The organism is Arthrobacter sp. B0316-1-20 (genome assembly GCF_059091865.1).
This window is the reverse complement of sequence record NZ_JBNHHC010000019.1, coordinates 1-21,966: the sequence shown is the minus strand read 5'-3', so window position 1 is coordinate 21,966 and position 21,966 is coordinate 1. Positions and strand designations below refer to the sequence as shown.

Sequence of the window (21,966 nt, the reverse complement as noted above, 5' to 3'; positions counted from 1 at the left end):
GCCGGACATGGCCGGACAACTGCCGGCGGATCGCTTCGGCTGCAGTGTCCATTGAAACACGGCCGGAGGCCGAGGGCAGCCGTCCGGCCGGGGCGGGCTCAGTGCGCAGCATGCCGAACGACGGCGAGCACCGCTTCCACGGTCTGGTCGAAGTCCAGGTCGGACGAATCGACGGTGAAGACGCCGTCGGCGGCCTCGGAGAAATTCACCACCGTCGAATCCTTGGCGTCGCGGGCCAGCACCTGCTCGTGCAGGTCGGCGTCGCTCTGCGTTCCGCCCAGTTGGAGGCCGCGCCGGCGCAGCCGTGCCTCTTCGCTGGCGGTCAGCAGCAGCCGCACCTCCGCGTCGGGGGCGACTACGGTGGTGATGTCGCGGCCCTCGGCAACAATCCTGCGGCCCGAATCCGCAATGATCTGTTGCTGACGGCGGACCAGTTCGGCGCGCGCGCCCAACGTGGTGGCCACGGCGCTGACCGATGCGGAGATGGAGGGCTCGCGGATCTCATCGGTGACGTCGGTCGAGCCGATGCGCACAAATTCATCGTCGGGGTTGGTGCTGATCAGCAGGTCCACGTCCTTGCAGGCTTGCTCGACCGCTGCCGCATCAGCCAGGTCCACACCGGTGTTGACGCAGTACCACGTCACGGCGCGGTACATGGCGCCCGTGTCCAGATAGGACGCGTGCAGTCGGCGCGCGGTTTCCTTGCTCACGGACGACTTGCCGGAGCCCGACGGCCCGTCGATGGCAACCACCAGCGCCTTGCCCTGCCGGTAACGAGCCATGTCCACTTCCGCCGCGCTCATTGCACAACCTTCCATCCATGTGAGGTGAGATATTCGATCAGTTCGTGCCGCTTGCTGGGCAGCACTGCGATCTCCGCCAGCCCCACCGGCTGACCCGCCGAGTGTCCCAGGCGGAAATCTTCCAGGTTGATGCCCTCCTCACCGATTTCGGTCAGCAAGCGGGCTATCTGGCCAGGGGTATCGTCGACCAGCACGGTCAGCCACGCGAACGCCTGCGGAGGTGCACCGTGCTTGCCCGGAATCCGGGCTTGGCCGGCGTTCCCCTCGCTGATCAATTGGGCCATATCCAGCCGGGCACCGTCTGCCTCCGGCTGTTCCAAAGTCCTGATCAGCCGTTCCAGGTCTTCGCGCACGCCATACAAAAGGTCCACTAGCCGGGCCGCATTGGCGCCGAGGATCTGCACCCACAATGCGGGATCGCTGGCAGCGATCCTGGTCACGTCGCGCAGGCCTTGGCCGGAGAGCGACAAGGCATGCGCCGGCGTGTCCTGCAGCCGGCTGGCCAGCAGCGAGGACATGACCTGGGGCAGGTGCGAGATCATGGCCACGGACGTGTCATGTTCGTCCGCGGACATCCGCGAAACCACGGCGCCCAGGTCAATAGCCAGAGCCTGCGCGGTCTTCACCGCGCCCGGCAGCGACAGTTCAGACGGGCACAGAACCCACGGCATCGACGTGAAGATCTCGCCGCGGGCGGCGACCGGACCGGATTTCTCGCGGCCGGCCATCGGGTGGGTGCCCACGTAGCGGCCAAGGTCGGCCTCGGTCAGATCCGGGTCCTTGGCCAAGGCCTCGAAAACGGCAGTCTTGACACTGGCAATGTCCACGACGACGGCGTCCGGGTAATCGCGCAGGGCCTGGGACACGACGACGGCGGTGACGTCCGGCGGCGCCGCGACGACCACCAACTGTGGCTCCACGCGTTCGCCCGGCGGCAGGACGCGTCCGGCGCCGATGTCCTGTGCCACGGCCTGGGCCGACGGCGACGGATCCGACAGCAGGACGTCAATGCCGCGGGCACGCAGGCCGAGACCGATGCTGGCTCCCAGCAGCCCGGTGCCGATCACCAGGACCGGTCCGGACAGATGGGTAGCCTGCACATGTGCTGGATTCACCTGCTACATCCCCACCAATGCCAGCAAGTGCCCGGCCTCCTGGCGGCCCAGTGCGCGAACGCTGCCTTGGCGCTGATCGCCCAGCCGGATGGGTCCTACTTGGGTCCGGACCAGCCGTTCCACCGGGTGCCCGACGGCGTCGAACAAGCGCCGCACCACTCGGTTCTTGCCCGAGTGCAGCACGACTTCCACCAGGACGTGTCCCGGCGTGGAGTCCACCAGCTTGAACGAATCAACCGAGGAAACGCCGTCTTCCAGCTCGATGCCGGCTTTCATCTGCGCCCCGACACCGTGAGCCATCGGCCCACGGACCTGCACCAGGTACGTCTTAGGGACCTCGTAGGACGGATGCGTGAGTCGGTTGGCCAGTTCGCCGTCGTTGGTCAGCAGCAGCAGCCCTTCGGTGGCCTGGTCCAGCCGGCCCACGTGGAAAAGCCGCTGGCCCTGCTGGGGCTTGAGGTAGTCGCTGATGCAGGGGCGACCTTCGGGGTCCTCCATCGTGGAGACAACACCCTTGGGCTTGTTGAAGACCAGGTAGGTCAGCGTCTCGTCCATCTGCACCCGAATACCGTCCACGTGGATGACCGCGTGGGCGGGGTCCACCCGCACGCCGAGCTCGCGCACCACAACGCCGTCCACTTCAACCCGGCCGGCCTGGATCAACTCTTCGCACACCCGGCGCGAGGCGACACCGGCCCCGGCGAGGACCTTCTGCAGGCGCACTCCCTCGGGATCGTGCAAGTCGGAAACTGCTCCGGTGCCGCGCGAAGGACGCTCAGCTCGACTCACCGGGCCAAGATTCTGGCCGAAGCGCTCCCGACCGAAGGCCTTGGGCCCGGCGGGGCGCTGCGGCTTCACGCCGCGGGCCTTGCCCGCGCCGGCCTTGCCGGCTGCCTTGCTGCCGTACGGTTTGCCGGTGCCCGGCTTACCTGCGGCGGGCTTACCGGCACCGGGCTTACCTGCGGCGGGACCGGCCGACGACGGCTTGCGGCCCCCCTGCTTGCCGGCACCCGGTTCGGCCGGACCCCTGCGGCCTCCCGGCTGACCGGCACTCTTGCCATATTCGTTGCGGCTCTGGTCCCGGCCGGCACCCGGGCGGCCGCCACCGGGCTTGCCGGCACCGGTCCGGCCTGCGCCGCCGGAACCGCTGGCCTGACCGGCCCGGCCGCGTCCCTGGGCCGAGCCGGCTTCCGGGCGGCGCTGGGCGTCGTCCGAACGGCGGGCGTCGCCGGGATGCTTTCCGCCGCGGGGATTATTCCGTCCGGAACCGGAACGAGGCGGTTGTGTCATGGTGGATCCTTACCCGTGGGAACTACGTCATTGGTCTGGCGCTGCCGGGTGCCGGCAGTCTAGAGCGAAGCGTCGTCGTACTCGGACAGGTTTTCCAGCCCCGGCAGATGCGGGGCGATCTCCGGCAGTTCGCCGATGCTTCCTATACCCAATCTTTCCAGAAAATACGAGGTGGTCCGGTACAGGATGGCTCCGGTCTCCGGATCGGTGCCGGAATCCTCGATCAGCCCGCGTTGCGTCAGTGTCCGAACCACCGAGTCGACGTTGACTCCGCGGATGGCTGAAACCCGGGCCCGCGAGACCGGCTGGCGGTAGGCGATGACCGCCAGCGTCTCCAAGGCAGCTTGGGTCAGCCGGGCGGTCTGGCCTTCCAGCACGAAGCTGGACACCAGCGGAGCGAAATCGCTGCGCGAGAAGATGCGCCAGCCTCCAGCGATGTTGCGCAATTCGAAACCCCGAGGCGCGGCGGCGGGCTGGCCGGCAAAGGAGGCACCGCCGTCGTAATCCCGTTGCAAATCCAGCAGCAGGGACTGGACCGTGTCCACTGGCAGGGAAAGAGCGGTGGCCAATTCGATCTCCGAGGCCGGTTCATCGATGACCATCAGCACCGCTTCCAAGGCAGCGCGGGCGCCGCCAGGCAACTGGTCCACGTCAATCGCCGGCCCGCCCGCTGCGTCCGCCACAGGATCAGTCATGGGTCTCCTCCGTTCCGTCCGTGGCCGTTTCCGGCACCGGGGTGTCTTCGTACTCTTCGCTCAGGTTCTCGCCGGTCCATTCCGAGTCCGGGCCCGTCCAGCGGACCGTCAGTTCGCCCAGCGGCGCGGCCTGGTCGAACGCGATGACCGCGTCGCGGAACATCTCCAGCAGCGCCAGGAAGCGCGCGACCACCACCAACGTGCTGTCTGCGTCAGCGGTCAGCGAGCGGAAGGACAGCGGGCCGCCGGCCTGCAGCCGGGCGCCCAGAATGGCGGCTTGCTCCTTCACACTGACCGGCGGCGCATGCAGGTGGGAGAGCCCCACCCGGGTGGGGGCGGGTTCCTTGGGTTCCAGTGCCTTGGCCGCGAGTGCGGCGAATTCGGCCAGCGGCGTGCGCCAGATCAGCTCCGGCAGCAGCGCCGCGAAGTGCGGTTCCAACGAGACTTGACGCGGAAAGCGGTCAGCTTCGCGGACCAATCGCTGCCCCAAGAGCGCCGCGATTTCCTTGAAGGCCTTGTACTGCAGCAGCCGGGCAAAGAGCAGGTCACGGGCCTCGAGCAGGGCGATGTCTTCATCGTCTTCGACCTCGCCGGTCGGCAGCAGCCGGGCTGCCTTGAGATCCAGCAGGGTGGCTGCGATGACCAGGAACTCGCTGGCTTCGTCCAGGGCTTTGTCCTCGCCGGCGGCCTGCAGTCCACGGATATAGGAAATGAATTCGTCGGTGACGCGGGAGAGCGCCACTTCCGTGATGTCCATTTCGTGCTTGGAAATCAGTCCCAGCAGCAGATCGAAGGGCCCGCTGAAGTTGTCCAAAGTCACAGCGAACCCGGCCGTCTTTTGGCCGTCTTCCGGGCTCGCCGGCACCGTAACTGCCGGAGGGCGGCCAGCAGGCTGGTCGTCCGCCGGCGTCAGCGTCATCAGGGGGCGCCGCCGCGCGTAATGAGTTCCCTGGCCAACTGGCGGTAGGCAGTTGCACCGGCGTGGTTACCGGCATAGCTGGTGATCGGCTCGGCGGCGACGGTGGCATCGGCGAATTTGATCGTGCGCTTGATGACGGTTTCGAAGACCTTGTCTCCGAACGCCTCAAGCAGGCGGCCGATCACCTCCCGGCTGTGCAGCGTGCGCGGGTCGTACATGGTGGCCAGCACGCCGTCGATCTGCAGGCGCGGATTCAACCGGTCCTGAACCTTCTCGATGGTTTCCACCAGCAGAGCCACCGCCCGCAGCGCAAAAAACTCGCAGATCAGCGGAATGATCACGCCGTGGGCCGCGGTCAGCGCGTTGACGGTCAGCAAGCCCAAGGAGGGCTGGCAGTCGATCAGGATGATGTCGTAGTCGTCTTCGACTTTGCGCAGCGCATGCGCCAGCACCTGCTCACGCGCCACCTCGTTGACCAACTGCACTTCCGCGGCGGAGAGATCAATGTTGGCCGGCAGCAGATCGATGTTCTCCACCTCGGTGGCCTGGATCGCCTCCCGGATGTCCGTCTTGCGGTCCATCAGCACGTTGTAGACGGTCAGGTCCAGCTCATGCGGATTCGTGCCGAGCCCGGCGGACAGCGCGCCCTGCGGGTCGAAATCAACCAGCAGCACCTTGCGGCCGACCTCGGCCAAGGCGGCGCCGAGGTTGATGGTGGAAGTGGTCTTACCCACCCCGCCCTTTTGGTTGACCATTGCGACGATCCGCGCGGGGCCGTGCGATGCCAGGACGGGCGGTTCAGGGAACTCGGTCAGCGGCCGGCCGGTGGGGCCCAGGACATCCTCGTCCGCTGGCCGCAGAGTGGTTGTCGAACCTTGTTCGCTGTTCACGTATCAAACCCAGCTTCCATCGTTTCGCTGCCGTACTTCTTCCTCACAAGGGTACAGCGACGGTCCTGTCATCGATCGACAGGACGCTGACGATCGGCGAGCCTTTAGCTTCAAGTAGAGGTATAAGGTTCGGCCCGTTATTCCGCAGCGGGGTCAGTCTGCCACAGGCCCATCACGTTCCCCTCGCTATCCCGAAAGTAGGCAAAGTACCCCATCTGCGGTACTGCGCCCTTGGCCTTGACCATAGATCCGCCAAGACCGCCGATTTTTTCCAATGCCGCGTCGATATCATCGACGTCGACGGTGATAATCGGGCCGGTCAGCTCGCCCTCGCGGCGGAACATGCCGCCGTTGATGGCTCCCGGCTCAGTTGGCATGCCCTGGCCGTCGGTGGGGGTTGTCCCCAGCGAGGTGTAGTCGATCTCCGGCATCGTGCTGATATCCCAACCAAAGGCTGAAGCGTAAAACTCTTTCGCGCGGTCCTGGTCCTCCGCTGGAATTTCGAAATGCACCACACGTCCGGCCATTGCTCTCACCTGCATTCTGCGTGAAGGGATGGCGCGGTGATCCACACCACATCGACAAAGTGTAGGGCGACAACCGCTCGGCCACTAGTAGCTGGGAACTCCCTTCGGCAAGCGATGGGAACCATGCGCGCGCTGCACCCCGCCTGCACCGCCGACGGGTCCGGACCTGGCCCGGCTGCGGCGTTTCAGCGGCCTGCCGGACGGCACGACGAACCCGCTTCTGTATACACACGCGGACTAATTCGGCGACATGGGCGCTCCCTATAGCGAATCTCGCGCTTCCGTGTATACAGTAGGAAGGTGAGCATCGTGGAACGGCAAGCGCCAACAACAGCAAGCGGTCCGCCCCTCAGGGCCAGCGAGCGGGCGTACTGGGCGCTGCGCGAAGACATCGTCGAATGGCGGCTGCCTCCGGGTACCGTCTTGGGCGAGGTTGAACAAGCGGCACGGCTGGGCATCTCCCGCACTCCCCTGCGGGAGGCACTGGGCCGGCTGAATGCAGAAGGGCTGACCGCCCCTCATGCTGGACGCGGCGTCGTCGTCGCCGCTATCTCGCTGGAAAACGTCACCGAGCTCTTCGAATTGCGTACAGCGCTGGAATGCCAAGCGGCGGCCTTGGCCGCCCAACGCGGCGAGCCGGCCGTTTTCCGCCAGCTGCAGCAGGAATTCCTGGCCGCCGCGGACGCCATGCGCGGCTCTGCGCCGGATCCGCAGGCCTACTACGAGCTGGTCGGCCGGCTGGACACCGCCGTGGATCGCGCGGCAGGAAACACGTACCTACACCAGGCGATGACCAACCTCCGCGTCCATCTGGTGCGGATCCGACGGCTCGCCCGGGACAACCCAACTAGGCTGCTGGCTTCCGCCGCAGAACACGCCAACATCGCGGGCGCCATTGCCGACGGCGACAGCCAGGTGGCAGCGGCGGCCACCCGGATCCATCTGCATCAGAGCCTGGAACATTTCAAGTCCACCAATCCCCACCATCGACCCGATCTGCCAGCCGAGAGGACAGTTTAATGACCGTCGAGAACCATCTGCGTGTCTACCGCAGTGAAGAGAACCTGCCGCGCGAAGACCAGCTTGCCTACAAGATCGCCCGCGTCGCTACCGATCCGGTGGAGGTGTCCGCCGACGTGGCCGAAATGGTGATCAACCGGATCATCGACAACGCTTCGGTGGCCATCGCGTCGCTGAACCGCTCCCCGATCGTCGCCGCACGGGCCCAGGCGCTGAGCCACCCGGTCTCCGGCGGCGGCGACGGGGCCGGTATCTTCGGCATCCCGCAGAAGACCTCGCCGGAGTGGGCGGCCTGGGCCAACGGCGTGGCCGTGCGCGAACTGGACTATCACGACACGTTCCTGGCCGCCGACTACTCGCACCCGGGCGACAATATCCCGCCGATCCTGGCCGTGGCCCAGCATGTCGGTTCCAACGGCCGCGACCTGCTCCGCGGCATCGCCACCGGCTACGAAATCCAGGTAAACCTGGTCAAGGCCATCTGCCTGCACAAGCACAAGATCGACCACGTGGCCCACCTGGGCCCGTCGGCGGCCGCGGGCATCGGCACGCTGCTGGGTCTGGACGTGGAAACCATCTTCCAGGCCGTGGGCCAGGCGCTGCACACGACGACGGCGACCCGCCAGTCGCGCAAGGGCGAGATTTCCACCTGGAAGGCCCATGCCCCGGCCTTCGCGGGCAAGATGGCGGTGGAGGCAGTGGACCGGGCGATGCGCGGCCAGACCTCACCGGTGCCGATCTACGAAGGAGAAGACGGCGTGATCGCGTGGCTGCTGGACGGCCCCGACGCCTCCTACACCGTCCCGCTGCCGGCCCAGGGCGAGGCGAAGCGCGCCATCCTGGACACCTACACCAAGGAACACTCCGCCGAGTACCAGGCCCAGGCCTGGATCGATCTGGCCCGCAAGCTGCACCGCGAACACCCGGAGGCCACCGACGCGGAGAACGTGAAGTCCGTGCTGATCAAGACCAGCCACCACACGCACTACGTGATCGGCTCCGGTGCCAACGATCCGCAAAAGTACAGCCCGACGGCCTCCCGGGAAACGCTGGACCATTCGATCCCGTACATCTTTGCCGTGGCGCTGCAGGACGGCGCCTGGCACCACGTTGACTCCTACGCCCCGGAGCGGGCCGGCCGGCCGGACACCGTGGACCTCTGGCAGAAGGTCAGCACCGAGGAAGACCCGGAGTGGACCCGCCGCTACCACTCGCTGGACATCGCCGAAAAGGCGTTCGGCGGCTCGGTGGAGATCACGCTCACCGACGGGACCGTCATCACGGACGAAATCGCGGTAGCCGACGCGCACCCGCTGGGCGCCCGCCCGTTCATCCGCGAACACTACGTCAACAAGCTGCGCACCCTGGCCGCCGGAATCGTCGACGACGCCGAAATCGACCGGTTCCTCGCCGCCGTCGAGCGGTTGCCCGAACTGGCCGCCGGAGAGCTGGACCAGCTGAACATCCTGGCCGCCGACGGCGTCATCGACCTCTCCGCGGGCCCGAAGGGGCTGTTCTAAATGCTCTACTCGGCAACAACACCCGAGCAGAAGCGCCGGACGCTTCGCGAGGGGCTGGCCTCCGGGAAGCTGCAGCAGTTCCCCGGCGCGTTCAACCCGCTCTCGGCACGGCTGATCCAGGAGAAGCGGTTCGACGGCGTCTACATCTCCGGCGCCGTGCTGGCCAACGACCTGGGGCTGCCGGACATCGGCCTGACCACGCTGACCGAAGTCGCCACCCGGGCCGGGCAGATCGCGCGGATGACCGATCTGCCCGCCCTGGTCGACGCCGACACCGGCTTCGGCGAGCCGATGAACGTGGCCCGCACGGTGCAGGAACTGGAAAACGCCGGCCTGGCCGGCTGCCACATCGAAGACCAGTTCAACCCCAAACGCTGCGGCCACCTGGACGGCAAGAACGTGGTGGACCTGGAGACCGCCAGCAAACGCATCCGGGCCGCCGCCGACGCCCGCCGGGACCCGAACTTCCTGATCATGGCCCGGACAGACATCCGGGCCGTGGACGGCCTGGCCGCAGCACAGGACCGCGCCCGCGCGCTGGTTGACGCCGGTGCGGACGCCATCTTCCCGGAAGCCATGCGCACCCTGGAGGAATTCGCCGCCATCCGCGACGCCGTGGACGTGCCGGTGCTGGCCAACATGACCGAATTCGGCAAGAGCGATCTGTTCACCGCCAAGGAGCTGGCCTCGGTAGGCGTGAACATGGTCATCTACCCGGTGACCCTGCTGCGCAGCGCGATAGGGGCCGCCGAGCGGACCCTGGACGCGATCAAGGCCGACGGAACCCAGCAATCGCAGGTCGGGAACATGTTGACCCGTGCGCGTTTGTACGAATTGGTGGATTATGAGGCGTATAACCAATTCGACACCTCTGTATTCAATTTCCAAGTGCCCGGTCAGCACTGACCACAAGACATAGGAGTCGCAATGAGCACGGATGCAACCACCGAAGCACCGCAGATCCACAAAGGGCTGGCCGGCGTCGTCGTCGACACCACGAAAATCTCCAAGGTCAACGCGGAAACCAACTCGCTGCTGTACCGCGGTTACCCCGTCCAGGACCTGGCTGCACACTGCAGCTTCGAAGAGGTGGCGTATCTGCTGTGGAACTCGGAACTGCCGAACGCGGACCAGTTGCGGGACTTCACCGCGGCAGAACGCGGCGGCCGCGCACTGGATCCGGTGGTTAAGTCGGTCATCGATTCGCTGCCGGTTGAGGCCCATCCGATGGACGTCTGCCGGACGGCGGCCAGCGTGATCGGAGCCCGCCACCCGTTGGCCGAGGATTCCTCACCCGAGGCGAACATGGCCAAGGCTCTGGACTTGTTTGCCGCATTCCCGGCGGTCGTCGCCTACGACCAGCGCAGGCGCCGCGGTCAGGACCTGGTGGAGCCGCGGGACGATCTGGGCTACGCGGCGAACTTCCTCTGGATGTCCTTCGGCGAGGAGGCAGCCCCGGAGGTGGTGGAGGCGTTCAACGTCTCCATGATCCTGTACGCCGAGCACTCGTTTAACGCCTCCACCTTCACGGCCCGGGTCATCACCTCCACGCTGTCCGACCTGCACTCGGCCGTCACCGGTGCCATCGGCGCGCTGAAGGGCCCGCTGCACGGCGGTGCCAATGAAGCGGTCATGCACACCTTCGAGCAAATCGGCATCCGCACCGACGAATCCCGCGAGGAGGCCGCCGCCCGGGCCCGGACCTGGATGGAGCAGGCCCTGGCGGAAAAGAAGAAGGTGATGGGCTTCGGCCACCGGGTCTACAAGCACGGCGATTCCCGGGTACCCACCATGAAGGCCGCGCTGGACAAGATGATCGACCACTACGGCCGGCCTGAAATCCTTGGACTGTACGACGGCCTGGAACACGCGATGGCCGAGGCGAAGGACATCAAGCCGAACCTTGACTACCCCGCCGGCCCCACCTACCACCTGATGGGCTTCGACACGGAGATGTTCACCCCGCTGTTCGTGGCCAGCCGGATCACAGGCTGGACCGCGCACATCATGGAGCAGCTGGAAGCGAACTCGCTGATCCGGCCGCTCAGTGAGTACAACGGTCCCGGTCAGCGGGCGTTGAGCCGCTAGAACTGCCAGGCGACACGGTGGCCGGTGTCGAGATTCTCGACGTCGGCCACCGTCTCGTTATCGGGCCGCATCAGCACCCGGAGCCGCGGTTGGTTTCCCGACAGGGCCAGTGGCAGCCAATGCCCGGCGTCCTGCCACATTTGCCCCAGCGGCAGCTGGTCCACGCGGTGCCAGGACGGGGCAATTTCCATCGACTCGACCGGCACGCCGCTCCAGCGCCGTGCGACAAAGAGGGCGGTGTCCATGTTCCACGCGGGCCGCGCCGGGAAGTCGAAGAGAATCCGTCCGGCCGGTTCCAGGTCCTCAAGCCTTACCCGCGCCCCCGTCTCTTCGTGCATCTCCCGGCACGCGGCCTCGACGTCGGACTCCCCCGCTTCCAGTTTCCCGCCGACCCCCACGACTTTCCCGGTGCCGAAGCCGGTCTTCTTCCGGCCGAGCAGCACATAGCTCTGCCCGGATTCTTCCCACAGCAGGAAGCACAAGGCGACGGCAACGGTCATGGCAGCGAGTCTAGCCCGGAACCGCTACACGGACGGTCCGCTCCGTCGTCGTCTTAGCCCAGGGCGCGCGGATGCGCCGCGGCATAGACCTCTCGGAGCGTATCGGCGGTGACCAGCGTGTAGATCTGCGTGGTGGTGACGGACGCGTGGCCCAGCATCTCTTGCACCACGCGGACATCCGCGCCGCCCTCCAGCAGGTGCGTGGCGAAGGAGTGCCGCAGGGTGTGCGGGGACACGGGCTGGGTGATGCCGGCCTTCTCCGCGGCCGCTTTCAGAATGGTCCAGGCGCTTTGCCGGCTCAGCCGGCCGCCGCGCGCGTTCAGGAACAGGGCCGGTGTCCCGAGTCCCTTTGCGGCCAGTCCCGGCCGGCCACGGACCAGGTACGCGTCGGCCGCCTGCGCAGCATAGGAGCCCAGCGGCACCAGCCGCTCCTTGGATCCCTTGCCAAAGAGACGGACGACGGCGGGTCCGTCGCCTTGGGGTTCGACGCTGACATCGTCAACGTCCAGGCCTACGGCTTCACTGATGCGGGCGCCGGTCGCGTAGAGAAACTCCAGCAGCGCCCGGTCGCGCAAGCCGGTGGGGCTGTCCGAGCCGGTGGACTCGAGGATCCGTGTCACATCGGCCACGGAGATGGCCTTGGGCAGGCGTTTGCCGGGCATCGGCGGATGGACGTCTGTGGCCGGGTCGGTTTCGGTGATGCCTTCGAGCGTCCAGAACTTGTGCAGGCCGCGCACTGCCACAATGGTCCGGGCCACCGACCTGACGCTCAGGGCGGCGGCGCCGTCGGATCCGTCCGAAAGTGCCTGGGCAAAGGCCGTCACATCGTGGCGGCTGACCGAGGCCGGCTCGCTGACGGAACGTTCCTGCAGGAACCTCACGTAGCGGCCCAGGTCCCGGCGGTAGGCCGCCACAGTGTTGGTCGCGAGCCCCCGTTCCACCGCCATATGCTGCAGGTAGTCGCCTGCGGCGCGACCGAGCGCCGTCGCGGTAAAAGCGTCTCCATTGGCTGGCGCGGCCTGCACCGGCAACACGGTTGCTCAGTCCCGGCCGGAGTCAGCGGCGCCGGGACGTTGGCTGGGATGCTCCGGCCAGGGAGCATCCGCCGAACGCAGATTGTCGAAGTTCGTGGCGGCGGCCCGGGCAGCGGCGAGCAGCCCGGCCACAGCCGACGGATTATGCAGCCGGCCTGCCATCACCGCGTCCACGGCATCATCCAGATCCACCCAGAGGTGCTCGATCTCGGCTTCCTCTTCGGTACGTTCATGCCGCTGGTCTGCGGGGACCTCGGAGAGGTCCCTGGCCAGGTAGATCCGGATCGCCTCGCTGGAGGAACCGGGCGAATTGAAAAAATCCACCAGCACGTTCCAACGGCCGGCCACCAGATCAGCTTCTTCGGCCAGTTCCCGCGCCGCGGCATCCACGAAGTCCTCGCCGTCCATGTCCAGCAGGCCCGCGGGAATCTCCCACAACGACATCTTGGCGGGCTGCCGGTACTGCTTCAAAAGCAGCACGCGCCCCTCCGGGTCCATCGCGAGGATGGCCACCGCACCGGGATGCGCAATGTAGTCGCGCACCAGCGTGGTGTTGTCGCCCTGGCCCAACCTGAAGGTATCGGTGACCACGTCCCAGATCCGGCCGCGGTACACCGTTCGGCTTTCAACCAGCGGACGCGGATCCGAGACATCAGCAAAGGCGTCCGGCTGCACCTGCACGTCAGACCCCGGACTTTGCCGGCGCCTTGGCTTTGCCATGGTTCAAGGCGGCGGCGATCAGTCCGGCGAACAGCGGATGCGGCCGCGTGGGGCGTGAACTCAGCTCCGGGTGTGCCTGGGTGGAGACGTAGTACGGGTGCACATCGCGGGGCAGCTCAACGAACTCCACCAACGTGCCGTCCGGCGAGGTGCCGGAGAACACCAGGCCCGCAGCAGCGAGCTGGTCGCGGTATTCGTTGTTGACCTCGTAGCGGTGGCGGTGGCGTTCGCTGACCTTGGTGCTGCCGTAGGTCTCGGCCACCACGGACCCCGACTGCAGGGCCGCCTCGTACAGCCCCAGGCGCATCGTGCCGCCCAGGTCGCCCTTGCCATCGACAATGTCCAACTGCTCGGCCATCGTAGCGATCACCGGGTGCTTGGTGTCGGGATCGAACTCGGTGGACGAGGCGCCTTCCAGTCCCACGATGTTGCGCGCATACTCCATCACCATCGACTGCAGGCCCAGGCACAGGCCCAGGGTGGGGAGCTTGTGTTCGCGGGCGAACTTGAGTGCGCCGAGTTTGCCTTCCAGGCCGCGGATGCCGAAGCCGCCGGGCACGCAGATCGCGTGCACGCCGTTGAGCGCAGCGGCAGCGCCTTCCTCGGTGGCGCAGTCGTCGGAGGGAACCCAGCGGATCTTCACCCGCGTCTGGTTCGCGAAACCGCCCGCGCGGAGTGCTTCGGTCACGGAAAGGTAGGCATCAGGCAGGTCGATGTACTTGCCCACCAGCCCGACCTCAACGGTGTGCTGCGGATTGTGGACCGCCGCCAGCAGCCGGTCCCATTTGGACCAGTCAACGTCCTTAAACTTCAAGTCCAGGTGCTGCACGATGTACGCGTCCAGGTTCTGCGAGTGCAGAGTCTTGGGGATGTCGTAGATGCTCGGCGCATCCGGGCAGCCGATGACCGCGTCGATGTCCACGTCGCACATCCGGCCGATCTTTTCCCGCATCGCGGCGGGGACCTCCCGGTCGGACCGGATCACGATGGCGTCGGGCTGGATGCCGATCGACCGCAGCGCGGCCACCGAGTGCTGGGTGGGCTTGGTCTTGAGTTCGTGCGACGGACCGATGTAAGGCACCAGGGACACGTGCAGGAAGAAGACGTTGTTGCGACCGACGTCCTGGCGGACCTGGCGGGCCGACTCCAGGAACGGCTGCGACTCGATGTCGCCTACCGTGCCGCCGATCTCGGTGATGATCACGTCCGGGGATTTTTTGCCCGCGGCCGGTTCGGAAGGCAGGCGCATCCGGCGCTTGATTTCGTCCGTGATGTGAGGAATGACCTGAACGGTGTCACCGAGGTATTCGCCCCGGCGCTCCTTGGCAATCACCGTGGAGTACACCTGACCGGTGGTGACGTTTGCCGAGCCGTCCAGGTTCTCGTCCAGGAACCGCTCGTAGTGACCGATATCCAGATCGGTTTCGGCGCCGTCATCCGTGACGAAGACTTCACCGTGCTGGAAGGGATTCATGGTGCCCGGATCCACATTCAGATATGGATCGAGCTTCTGCATGGTCACGGAAAGGCCGCGTGCACGGAGCAGGTGGCCGAGGCTAGAAGCCGTCAGTCCCTTCCCGAGCGAAGACGCGACGCCGCCGGTGACGAAGATGTGTTTGGTCGTCTTGGACGACTTGGAAAACCGGGAATTTGTTCGCTGCACCACGGAATTCGAGCCTATCACCTTTCTGGACGCCCTCGGATCTCAAGGCCGCTCCGACCGCTGTCGTGTGCGCGAACACACGTCAGCTAAGTCAACTTCTCCCCCGCCGGCGGCGGGGCTGGTTGTGCCTGCAGCAGGTGCTACAGCGCCCTGGCACCGTCAATCAGTTCCTGGGCATGTGCGCGGGCGGATTCGGATTCTTCCTGGCCGGCGAGCATGCGGGCCAATTCGGTCACCCGTCCCTCGTCGTCGAGCAGGCGGACGTCGCTGGCGGTCATCCCGCCGTCACCGCTGCCTGCTGTCTTGATCACCCGGATGTGCTGGTCGGCGAACGCCGCCACCTGTGGCAAATGGGTCACCACGATGACCTGCACGAAGCGCCCCAGCATGGCCAGACGACGCCCAATCTCGACCGCCGCTTTGCCGCCTACGCCGGCATCCACTTCGTCGAACACGAAGGTGGGCACCGGATCCACTTCCGCGAGCACCACTTCGATGGCCAGCATCACGCGGGAGAGCTCGCCGCCGGATGCGCCCTTGCCCAGCGGGCGCGGCGGAGCGCCCCGGTGCGGTTTCAACAGGAAGGTGATGATGTCGGCCCCGTGCACTGTCAACGCCGGCGCAGGTTCAATCTCGATCACCAGTTCGGCCTCGGCCATGGCCAGTGCCGATAGTTCCGTGCCCACCCGGTGGCCCAGTTCCGCAGCAGCCTCCCGACGCAGCGCCGTGACCTCGGCGGACTGGGTGGCCAACGCCGCGTCCAGTGCCGCCACTTCCGCCTCCAGCCGCTCGATCCGGCTGGAATCGTCGGTCAGGTCTTCCAGCCGGCTGCGGGCCTGGTCAGCCCAATCGAGGACTTCGTCGATGCTGGGGGCGTACTTGCGCACCAGCCGTGCCAAGTCGGCGCGGCGCGCTTCGACCTCCTCCAGCCGGCCCGGTCCCTCACTGTCCAGCGATGCTCCGTAGCTGGCCAGCTCGGCGGCCACGTCGGCGAGGATGATTCCCACTTCGGCCAACCGGGCGGCTGCCCGTCCCAGTTCGGCGTCTTCGTCCTGGACCTGCTCCAGCGACCGCTTCGCCGCGTCCACCAGGGTTACTGCATCCGGCGAGTCGGTAAATTCCTCGGCCACCAGCGCCTGGTGCGCCAAGGTGGCAGCCGCGCGCAGTTCCTCGACGTTGGCCAGCTTGACGGCCACGGCTTTCAACGCGTCGTCTTCGCCAGGCTGCGGATCCAGCCCGTCGATTTCCTCGAGGGCCAACTGCAGCGCTTCGGCTTCGCGCAGCCGTTCGCGTGCTTCAGTCCGCAGGGTCTCCAGCTCGGCCTTGGCTTCCTTCCAACGGACAAACGATGCGGCGTACCCGGTCAAGGCCTGCGACAGGGCGGCACCGGCAAATTTGTCCAGGGCCTCACGCTGTGCCTGCTGGCTTTTAAGCCGCAGCTGGTCGGTTTGGCCGTGCACCGCCACCAGATGACCGCCGATCTCGGCCAGCGTTCCCACTGGGGCTCCGCGTCCGCCCACATGCGCGCGGCTGCGGCCGTCGGCGTTCACTGTCCGGGCGAGCATCAGTTCGGCCCCGCCGTCGAACTCGTCCATGTCAGCCCCGGCTTCAGCCGCACGGGCAAGGGCGGGACTGTCCGCGGCCAGCCGGACCACGGCCTCGGTCACGGCGTTGGCCGCCCCGCTGCGTACCGCGCCGGCGTCGGCGCGCGCTCCCAGCAGCAGGCCCAGCGCGGTGACCACCATGGTTTTGCCGGCGCCGGTTTCTCCCGTCACCACCGACAGGCCGGGCCCCAGCGGCAGGGTGGCCTCGGTGATGACGCCGAGGTTGCGGATCCTGATTTCTTCGATCACTTCAGCTCCTGCTGGGCGGGCTGGGTATAGTGCGGTTCCACGGTGCGGACCGTGGGCAGGGACGAGGTGGGCGGTTGTTCTTCAGAGGGGCTGACGGGCCCGCGCCACCCGGACGTGGGCAGCTCGAACTTGCGGACCAGCCGTTCCGAGAACGGGGTCCGCCGGGTGCGGGCCAGCCGCACCGGTTTGTCCGAGCGGGTCACCTCGATCCGGGATCCCGGCGGCAGCTCAAGACTGCGGCGCCCATCGCACCACAGCACTCCACTGGCGTCGCTCCGGCTCAGGACTTCCACCGCCATGATGGAGTCCGGCGCAACCACGAGCGGCTTGGCAAACAAGGCGTGCGCGCTGATCGGCGTCATCAGCAGTGCTTCAACTTCCGGCCAGACCACCGGGCCGCCTGCCGAGAAGGCATAGGCCGTCGAGCCGGTGGGGGTGGCCATCACCACGCCGTCGCAGCCGAACGAGCTGATGGGCAGGGCATCGACTTCGACGACCACTTCCAGCATCCGCTGCCTATTGCCCTTTTCCACGGCGGCTTCGTTCAGCGCCCAGGTGTGCCCGATCTTGCGTTTGCCCAGCCACACTTGGACATCGATGGTCAGGCGTTCTTCTACCGTATATTCGCGGTTAACCACCCAGTGGACGGTCTGCGCCAAGTCCGCGCGTTCGCTCTCCGCCAGGAAGCCGACATGGCCCAGGTTGACCCCGAGCAGCGGAACATCCGATTCGCGGACCAGCTCGGCTGAACGGAGGATGGTTCCGTCGCCGCCAAGCACCATGCCTAGATCCACGGAGTCGAGAGTGACGTCCTCGTCCAGCGTCTCGCAGGGAACGGCCAAGTGCCCATAGGTTTCCCGCATGGGCGCCATTTCTTCACGGCGCATGACCGGAACCAGCCCGGAGGCATGCAGTTGGGCGCAGGTTTCCTGGGCCGCCGCCATGGCATCTACCCGTCCGGTGTGCGCGAGCACCAGTATCCGCCGGCTCATCGCTCCACTCCCGGTTCCTGCCCTCTCGGTTCGTCAGTCTTGTCCGGCGATTGTCTGGATCCATGCGGGAAATCGGCCATCGCTGCGTCTACTTCCCCTGCCAGCACACTACCCGTTCTGCGCTCCGGTTTGCCCGCCGGAACACTTATCCACAGGAAATATTCGACGTTTCCGTCCTGCCCGGGAAGAGGGCTAGCCGCTAATCCGCGCACCCGCAGACCCGCTTTGAGGGCCGACGAGACAACGTTTTTTACCGCCCGGAATCGTTCGGCCTCTGAACTGACGACGCCGGTGCGCGCCAGGCTTTCCCGGCCCACCTCGAATTGCGGCTTGACCATCAGCAAGAGATCTCCGTTGGGCCGCGTGGCGTTAGCCAAGGCTTCGATGACCAGGGTCAGGGAGATGAACGACAAGTCGGCGACGGTCAGATCCACCGGGCCGCCGATCTCCGCGGCTTCGAGATAGCGGACGTTCATCCCTTCGAACACGCTGACCCTGCTGTCCGTGCGGATCTGGTCAACGAGTTGACCGTGTCCGACGTCCACGGCGACTACCTCACGTGCTCCAGAGCGCAGCAGGACATCGGTGAAACCGCCGGTGGAGGCTCCGGCGTCGAGGCAGCGCAGGCCGGTCGGATCCACCGCCGGGAAGGCTGCCAGCGCACCCGCCAGCTTGTGTCCGGCCCTGCTGACGTAGTCGGGGCCAGCATCAGGGGCCACGTCCAGCGGCTCTCCCGGGCCGACGGCAGCCGATGCCTTGGTCAAAACTGTTCCGGCGCGGCTGACCCGCCCGGACGCGATGAGTTTGGCAGCATGGGTGCGGGAGCGTGCCAGCCCCCGGGATACCAGCTCCTGGTCAAGTCGCGGCATCGGGTCAATCAGCCTCTGTCTCCAAGTCGGCCAACAATCCGTCGTGAATCCGCTGGTACACCCGCTCGTGCTCGCTGACGGAGAGGTCCGGGATCTGGGTCAGTTCGCCGAGGATGCTGTTCACGGACTCGTCCGGGGTCGGCTCAGCGGGGGCGGGCCATTGCGGCGTGTGGTTGCCGCTTTCCGTCGATTCTGGCAGGTCCAAGCTTTCCTCCCTTGCGTCGGCCGGCGTACCCAACCGCCGTGAATCAGTGTAGTAGCGGCGTTCAGTCGGCGAGCTCAGGCGTTGCCGCTGCCGTCTGGTCCGGGTGGGCATTCCACCACGCCGCGCAGGCTGCCCGCCACGTGTCCACATCATCCCGGCTGCCGGAGATGCGGAGTCCTCCGTTCTCGACGGCGGCCATCGCGCCACCGCACCGGAACCCGGCGCCGTCGCGCGTGACCGCAGGGTAGGGCAGATACAGTTCGGCCAGGCTGCCCAGCAAGTAGCGTGGGCGTTCGGCTGTGCGGGCGCCGAGGACCGCTTCGGGACCGTCGACGCCGGTGAGTACCACCGCTGTGTCCATGCCGGCATTGTTCCCGCCCAGGATGTCCGTGTCTAAACGGTCCCCCACGACCAGCGGACGGTTTGCGCCCAAGGCTTCCGCCGCCGTCGTAAAGATGCCGGATTCCGGCTTCCCCGCCACGAGTGGCGCCGCCCCGGTGGCCGCCTGCACCGCGGCCACCAGTGCGCCGTTCCCCGGGGCAATGCCGCGCTCCCGGGGGATGGTCATATCCGTGTTGGTGGCGATCCAGAAGGCGCCAGCGGCGATTGCGAAGGAAGCCTCGGCCAGTTCCTTCCATCCCAGCCCCGGGTCGAATCCCTGGATCACGGCCGATGGTGCTTCGAGGGCAGAACGGACCGGAATAAATCCCTGGGCAGCTGTTTCGTCAGCCAGCGTCTGGCTGCCAGTGACCAGTACCTTGGAACCCGCGGGGACGTGCTGGGCCAGCAGCAGCGCGCCGGCTCGTGCCGATCCGAAGACCTGATCGGCAGTGGCCGGCGCGCCGAGCTCGCGCAAGTGTGCGGCTACCTGCTCGGACGACCGGGACGCGTTGTTCGTGATGTAGCCCAGAGCCGTTCCGGTGTCCGCAAGACGTTCCAGCGCCTCTGTAGCTCCAGGGACAGCCTGCTGCCCGGCATAGACCACTCCGTCCAGGTCGGACAGCAAGGCGTCGTAGCCGGAGATCAGCGGCTTACTCGTCATCGTCCCTGCTGTCCGGCGTGTCCACCGTAGCCGGAGCGTCCTTCTCCTCGGGCTCGATGGAAGCTGCGGCGTCGTGTTCATCCTCTGGTTCACCCGCCGGAGAACCGACGACGGGTGCAGCCTCCTCCTCGTTGGAGGGCCGGGCTTCATCGGCATCTGCTAGCTCGGAGTCGGACGCCGCAGCTTCGCCGGCAACCTCTGGCTCAGAATCAGACGCCGCAGCTTCGCCGGTATCCTCTGGCTCGGCAGCGACAGCATCAGCGCGTTCCTGCGCCCGGCTGCCGGTACCCTGAAGCGGCCTGCCGAAAGCCTCCGTTTCCTCGCCGACCAGGTCGACGATCTCCGGCTCGGCGAAATCACCAACACCTAGGGCATTCTCCGCCACGGCTGCCTGGCGCCGCCATTGCTGCGCTTCATCACCGCGGCTCGCTGCGTCCAAAGCGTCCGCATAAGCACGGAAGAGCCGCGGGCTGTATGAAAAGGCCCGGTTCCGGTCCAACTGGGGAATCTCCAGAGCTGCGACCGCCGCATCGAACTGCTGCAAATCGGACCGCGCGCCGGAAGCCACAATGGCCAGTTCAACTTTGCCTGCGGTATCAAGCGACTCAGCGTCTTCTGAGCGGGTTAGCTCCAGCGCCCTGTCGGGACGTCCGAGTCCACGTTCGCAGTCGGCCATGATGGGCAGGTGCTCGTTGGAACCGCTGATCCTTCGGAACGTGCGGAATTCCCTGAGGGCCTCGCCATAGTGGCCGGCCGCATAGGCAGTCAGGCCCACCGCTTCGCGCACCGGAGCCATACGTCCGCCCCTGCGGCTAGCTGCCAGGGCATGCTGGAAGGCCAGTTCCGGATCCTCGTCGAGAAGCCGGCCCGCCATCACCAAGTGCTTGGCTACCCACTCTGCGTTCTTCGATTCCAAGGTCCTCAGCTGTGCGCGAGTAACGCGGTCCAGCTCCGACCCTGACACGTCCTCGTCAATCTCCGGCGACCGCGGACGGTCAACGCGGTTAGCACTGCGGAGGTCGCTGGCATTGTGCTCGCGGGGGCCAGCCGGACGGCCATGGGACCGGTCACCAAAATCGCGCCGCTCACCAAGGTCCTGACGCGGCCGATCACCCTGCGGACGCCGATCACCAAAATCGCGCCGCTCACCAAGGTCCTGACGCGGCCGATCACCCTGCGGACGCCGATCACCAAAATCGCGCCGCTCACCGCGGTCCTGACGCGGCCGATCAGCAAAGTCACGCCGCTCACCACGATCTTCACGCGGCCGATCACCCTGCGGACGCCGATCACCAAAATCGCGCCGCTCACCACGGTCCTGACGCGGCCGATCACCCTGCGGACGCCGATCACCAAAATCGCGCCGCTCGCCACGGTCCTGACGCGGCCGATCACCAAAGTCACGCCGCTCACCACGATCTTGACGCGGCCGATCACCCTGCGGACGCCGATCACCAAAATCGCGCCGCTCACCACGGTCCTGACGCGGCCGATCACCAAAGTCACGCCGCTCACCAAAATCACGCCGCTCACCACGATCTTCACGCGGCCGATCACCCTGCGGACGCCGCTCACCAAAATCACGCCGCTCACCACGGTCCTGACCGGGACGATCACCCTGCGGACGCCGCTCACCGAAATCACGCCGCTCCCCACGGTCTTGACGCGGCCGATCAGCGAAATCGCGCCGCTCCCCGCGATCTTGACGCGGCCGATCAGCGAAATCGCGCCGCTCCCCGCGATCTTGACGCGGACGATCATCCCTTGAACGGTACCCGCCGTCAGTGCTCGACCGGTTACTACTACGGTTATCGTAGTCGGGGCGCTTCCGCTCACCGCCCTCGCTGGAGCGGCCAGCGCTGGACCGGTCGTAGTTGCCTCGGCCTGCACCCCTGTCGTCTCGTCCTTCACGACCCCGGAAATCAGCCATGCCGGAACTCCTCTCAGTGCGGGCCGGGTCGATCGAACCAACCACAGCCATCAAAATCTCTATAAACGTTGTCTTGATTCGGGCGCAGATTTTCCTGGCGCGCCCATACCGTCGATCCATTCTAGTGCAGTCAACGGTTCACCATCTCGCGCCAAGACGAGACCTGCCTGTGACTCCACTAACGAATCCAGGCTGTTAAACGGGGAAGGCCCCGCCGTCGTTGGCGGGGCCTTCCCTTGTAATGGTTGTCCGGCGGTGACCTACTCTCCCACACCCTCCCGAGTGCAGTAC

22 protein-coding genes are annotated in these 21,966 nt (G+C 66.5%); 5 read left to right on the top strand and 17 right to left on the bottom strand.

Translation table 11 applies throughout. The annotated features are described in order from the left end of the window. Positions 1 to 98: 98 nt before the first annotated feature. From cmk to AC5RW2_RS26025, 7 genes are all read right to left on the bottom strand, one after another. Positions 99 to 803, bottom strand: coding sequence for a (d)CMP kinase (gene cmk, locus AC5RW2_RS26055; protein ID WP_493950133.1), 705 nt, complete (start codon positions 801 to 803; stop codon positions 99 to 101). Continuing rightward, a complete protein-coding gene (locus AC5RW2_RS26050) occupies positions 800 to 1,918 on the bottom strand; it encodes a prephenate dehydrogenase (protein ID WP_493950132.1) in 1,119 nt (372 codons plus the stop codon). The genes cmk and AC5RW2_RS26050 overlap by 4 nt, the downstream gene beginning before the upstream one ends. Before the next feature lie 3 nt (positions 1,919 to 1,921). Beyond that, a complete protein-coding gene (locus AC5RW2_RS26045; RefSeq protein WP_493950131.1) occupies positions 1,922 to 3,208 on the bottom strand; it encodes a pseudouridine synthase in 1,287 nt (428 codons plus the stop codon). A gap of 59 nt (positions 3,209 to 3,267) precedes the next feature. Beyond that, complete coding sequence (gene scpB, locus AC5RW2_RS26040; RefSeq protein WP_493950130.1) at positions 3,268 to 3,903, bottom strand: SMC-Scp complex subunit ScpB; 636 nt, start codon at positions 3,901 to 3,903, stop codon at positions 3,268 to 3,270. Continuing rightward, positions 3,896 to 4,822: a segregation and condensation protein A gene (locus tag AC5RW2_RS26035; RefSeq protein WP_493950129.1), complete on the bottom strand. Its 927-nt coding sequence runs from the start codon at positions 4,820 to 4,822 to the stop codon at positions 3,896 to 3,898. Before AC5RW2_RS26035 ends, scpB begins: the two co-directional genes overlap by 8 nt. Beyond that, on the bottom strand, positions 4,822 to 5,712 hold the full coding sequence (locus AC5RW2_RS26030) for a ParA family protein (protein WP_493950128.1): 891 nt from the start codon (positions 5,710 to 5,712) through the stop codon (positions 4,822 to 4,824). Before AC5RW2_RS26030 ends, AC5RW2_RS26035 begins: the two co-directional genes overlap by 1 nt. Before the next feature lie 137 nt (positions 5,713 to 5,849). Then, on the bottom strand, positions 5,850 to 6,239 hold the full coding sequence (locus AC5RW2_RS26025) for a VOC family protein (RefSeq protein ID WP_493950127.1): 390 nt from the start codon (positions 6,237 to 6,239) through the stop codon (positions 5,850 to 5,852). 300 nt (positions 6,240 to 6,539) lie between these two features. Here AC5RW2_RS26025 and AC5RW2_RS26020 point away from each other — a divergent pair, with 300 nt between their 5' ends. Genes AC5RW2_RS26020 through AC5RW2_RS26005 form a run of 4 tightly spaced genes read left to right on the top strand, consistent with a single transcriptional unit; the run spans position 6,540 to position 10,867 of the window. After that, a complete protein-coding gene (locus tag AC5RW2_RS26020; RefSeq protein ID WP_493950126.1) occupies positions 6,540 to 7,259 on the top strand; it encodes a GntR family transcriptional regulator in 720 nt (239 codons plus the stop codon). Then, positions 7,259 to 8,779 carry an MmgE/PrpD family protein gene (locus AC5RW2_RS26015; protein WP_493961773.1) on the top strand — a complete coding sequence of 507 codons (1,521 nt, stop codon included), beginning with the start codon at positions 7,259 to 7,261 and terminating at the stop codon, positions 8,777 to 8,779. Before AC5RW2_RS26020 ends, AC5RW2_RS26015 begins: the two co-directional genes overlap by 1 nt. Beyond that, the gene (prpB, locus tag AC5RW2_RS26010; RefSeq protein ID WP_493961772.1) at positions 8,780 to 9,685 is read left to right on the top strand and encodes a methylisocitrate lyase; all 906 of its coding nucleotides are present in this window, start codon (positions 8,780 to 8,782) and stop codon (positions 9,683 to 9,685) included. A gap of 21 nt (positions 9,686 to 9,706) precedes the next feature. After that, positions 9,707 to 10,867: a bifunctional 2-methylcitrate synthase/citrate synthase gene (locus AC5RW2_RS26005; protein ID WP_493961771.1), complete on the top strand. Its 1,161-nt coding sequence runs from the start codon at positions 9,707 to 9,709 to the stop codon at positions 10,865 to 10,867. On the opposite strand, the gene AC5RW2_RS26000 is transcribed toward AC5RW2_RS26005, so the two are convergent. The 10 genes from AC5RW2_RS26000 to AC5RW2_RS25955 form a co-directional block, all read right to left on the bottom strand. Beyond that, positions 10,864 to 11,367, bottom strand: coding sequence for an 8-oxo-dGTP diphosphatase (locus AC5RW2_RS26000; protein ID WP_493950122.1), 504 nt, complete (start codon positions 11,365 to 11,367; stop codon positions 10,864 to 10,866). The two genes, AC5RW2_RS26005 and AC5RW2_RS26000, sit on opposite strands and share 4 nt — an antisense overlap. Positions 11,368 to 11,420: 53 nt before the next feature. After that, on the bottom strand, positions 11,421 to 12,392 hold the full coding sequence (xerD, locus tag AC5RW2_RS25995) for a site-specific tyrosine recombinase XerD (protein WP_493961770.1): 972 nt from the start codon (positions 12,390 to 12,392) through the stop codon (positions 11,421 to 11,423). Between the two features lie 15 nt (positions 12,393 to 12,407). After that, entirely contained in the window at positions 12,408 to 13,121 is a 714-nt protein-coding gene (locus AC5RW2_RS25990; protein ID WP_493961769.1) for an NUDIX domain-containing protein, read from the bottom strand. Continuing rightward, complete coding sequence (gene pyrG, locus AC5RW2_RS25985; RefSeq protein WP_493950119.1) at positions 13,084 to 14,805, bottom strand: CTP synthase; 1,722 nt, start codon at positions 14,803 to 14,805, stop codon at positions 13,084 to 13,086. Before pyrG ends, AC5RW2_RS25990 begins: the two co-directional genes overlap by 38 nt. A gap of 119 nt (positions 14,806 to 14,924) precedes the next feature. Then, positions 14,925 to 16,637: a DNA repair protein RecN gene (gene recN, locus AC5RW2_RS25980; RefSeq protein ID WP_493950118.1), complete on the bottom strand. Its 1,713-nt coding sequence runs from the start codon at positions 16,635 to 16,637 to the stop codon at positions 14,925 to 14,927. Beyond that, a complete protein-coding gene (locus tag AC5RW2_RS25975; protein ID WP_493950117.1) occupies positions 16,634 to 17,629 on the bottom strand; it encodes an NAD kinase in 996 nt (331 codons plus the stop codon). Before AC5RW2_RS25975 ends, recN begins: the two co-directional genes overlap by 4 nt. Beyond that, entirely contained in the window at positions 17,626 to 18,498 is an 873-nt protein-coding gene (locus AC5RW2_RS25970; RefSeq protein ID WP_493961768.1) for a TlyA family RNA methyltransferase, read from the bottom strand. The genes AC5RW2_RS25975 and AC5RW2_RS25970 overlap by 4 nt, the downstream gene beginning before the upstream one ends. A 4-nt stretch (positions 18,499 to 18,502) precedes the next feature. After that, positions 18,503 to 18,703, bottom strand: coding sequence for a hypothetical protein (locus AC5RW2_RS25965; protein WP_493961767.1), 201 nt, complete (start codon positions 18,701 to 18,703; stop codon positions 18,503 to 18,505). 61 nt (positions 18,704 to 18,764) lie between these two features. Continuing rightward, positions 18,765 to 19,745 (bottom strand): HAD-IIA family hydrolase, encoded by a 981-nt coding sequence (locus AC5RW2_RS25960; RefSeq protein ID WP_493961766.1) that lies wholly within the window; start codon positions 19,743 to 19,745, stop codon positions 18,765 to 18,767. Next, entirely contained in the window at positions 19,735 to 20,661 is a 927-nt protein-coding gene (locus tag AC5RW2_RS25955; protein ID WP_493961765.1) for a hypothetical protein, read from the bottom strand. The genes AC5RW2_RS25960 and AC5RW2_RS25955 overlap by 11 nt, the downstream gene beginning before the upstream one ends. Positions 20,662 to 20,802: 141 nt before the next feature. On the opposite strand from AC5RW2_RS25955, the gene AC5RW2_RS25950 reads away from it, so the two are divergent. Continuing rightward, a complete protein-coding gene (locus AC5RW2_RS25950) occupies positions 20,803 to 21,513 on the top strand; it encodes a hypothetical protein (protein WP_493961764.1) in 711 nt (236 codons plus the stop codon). Positions 21,514 to 21,966: the final 453 nt, after the last annotated feature.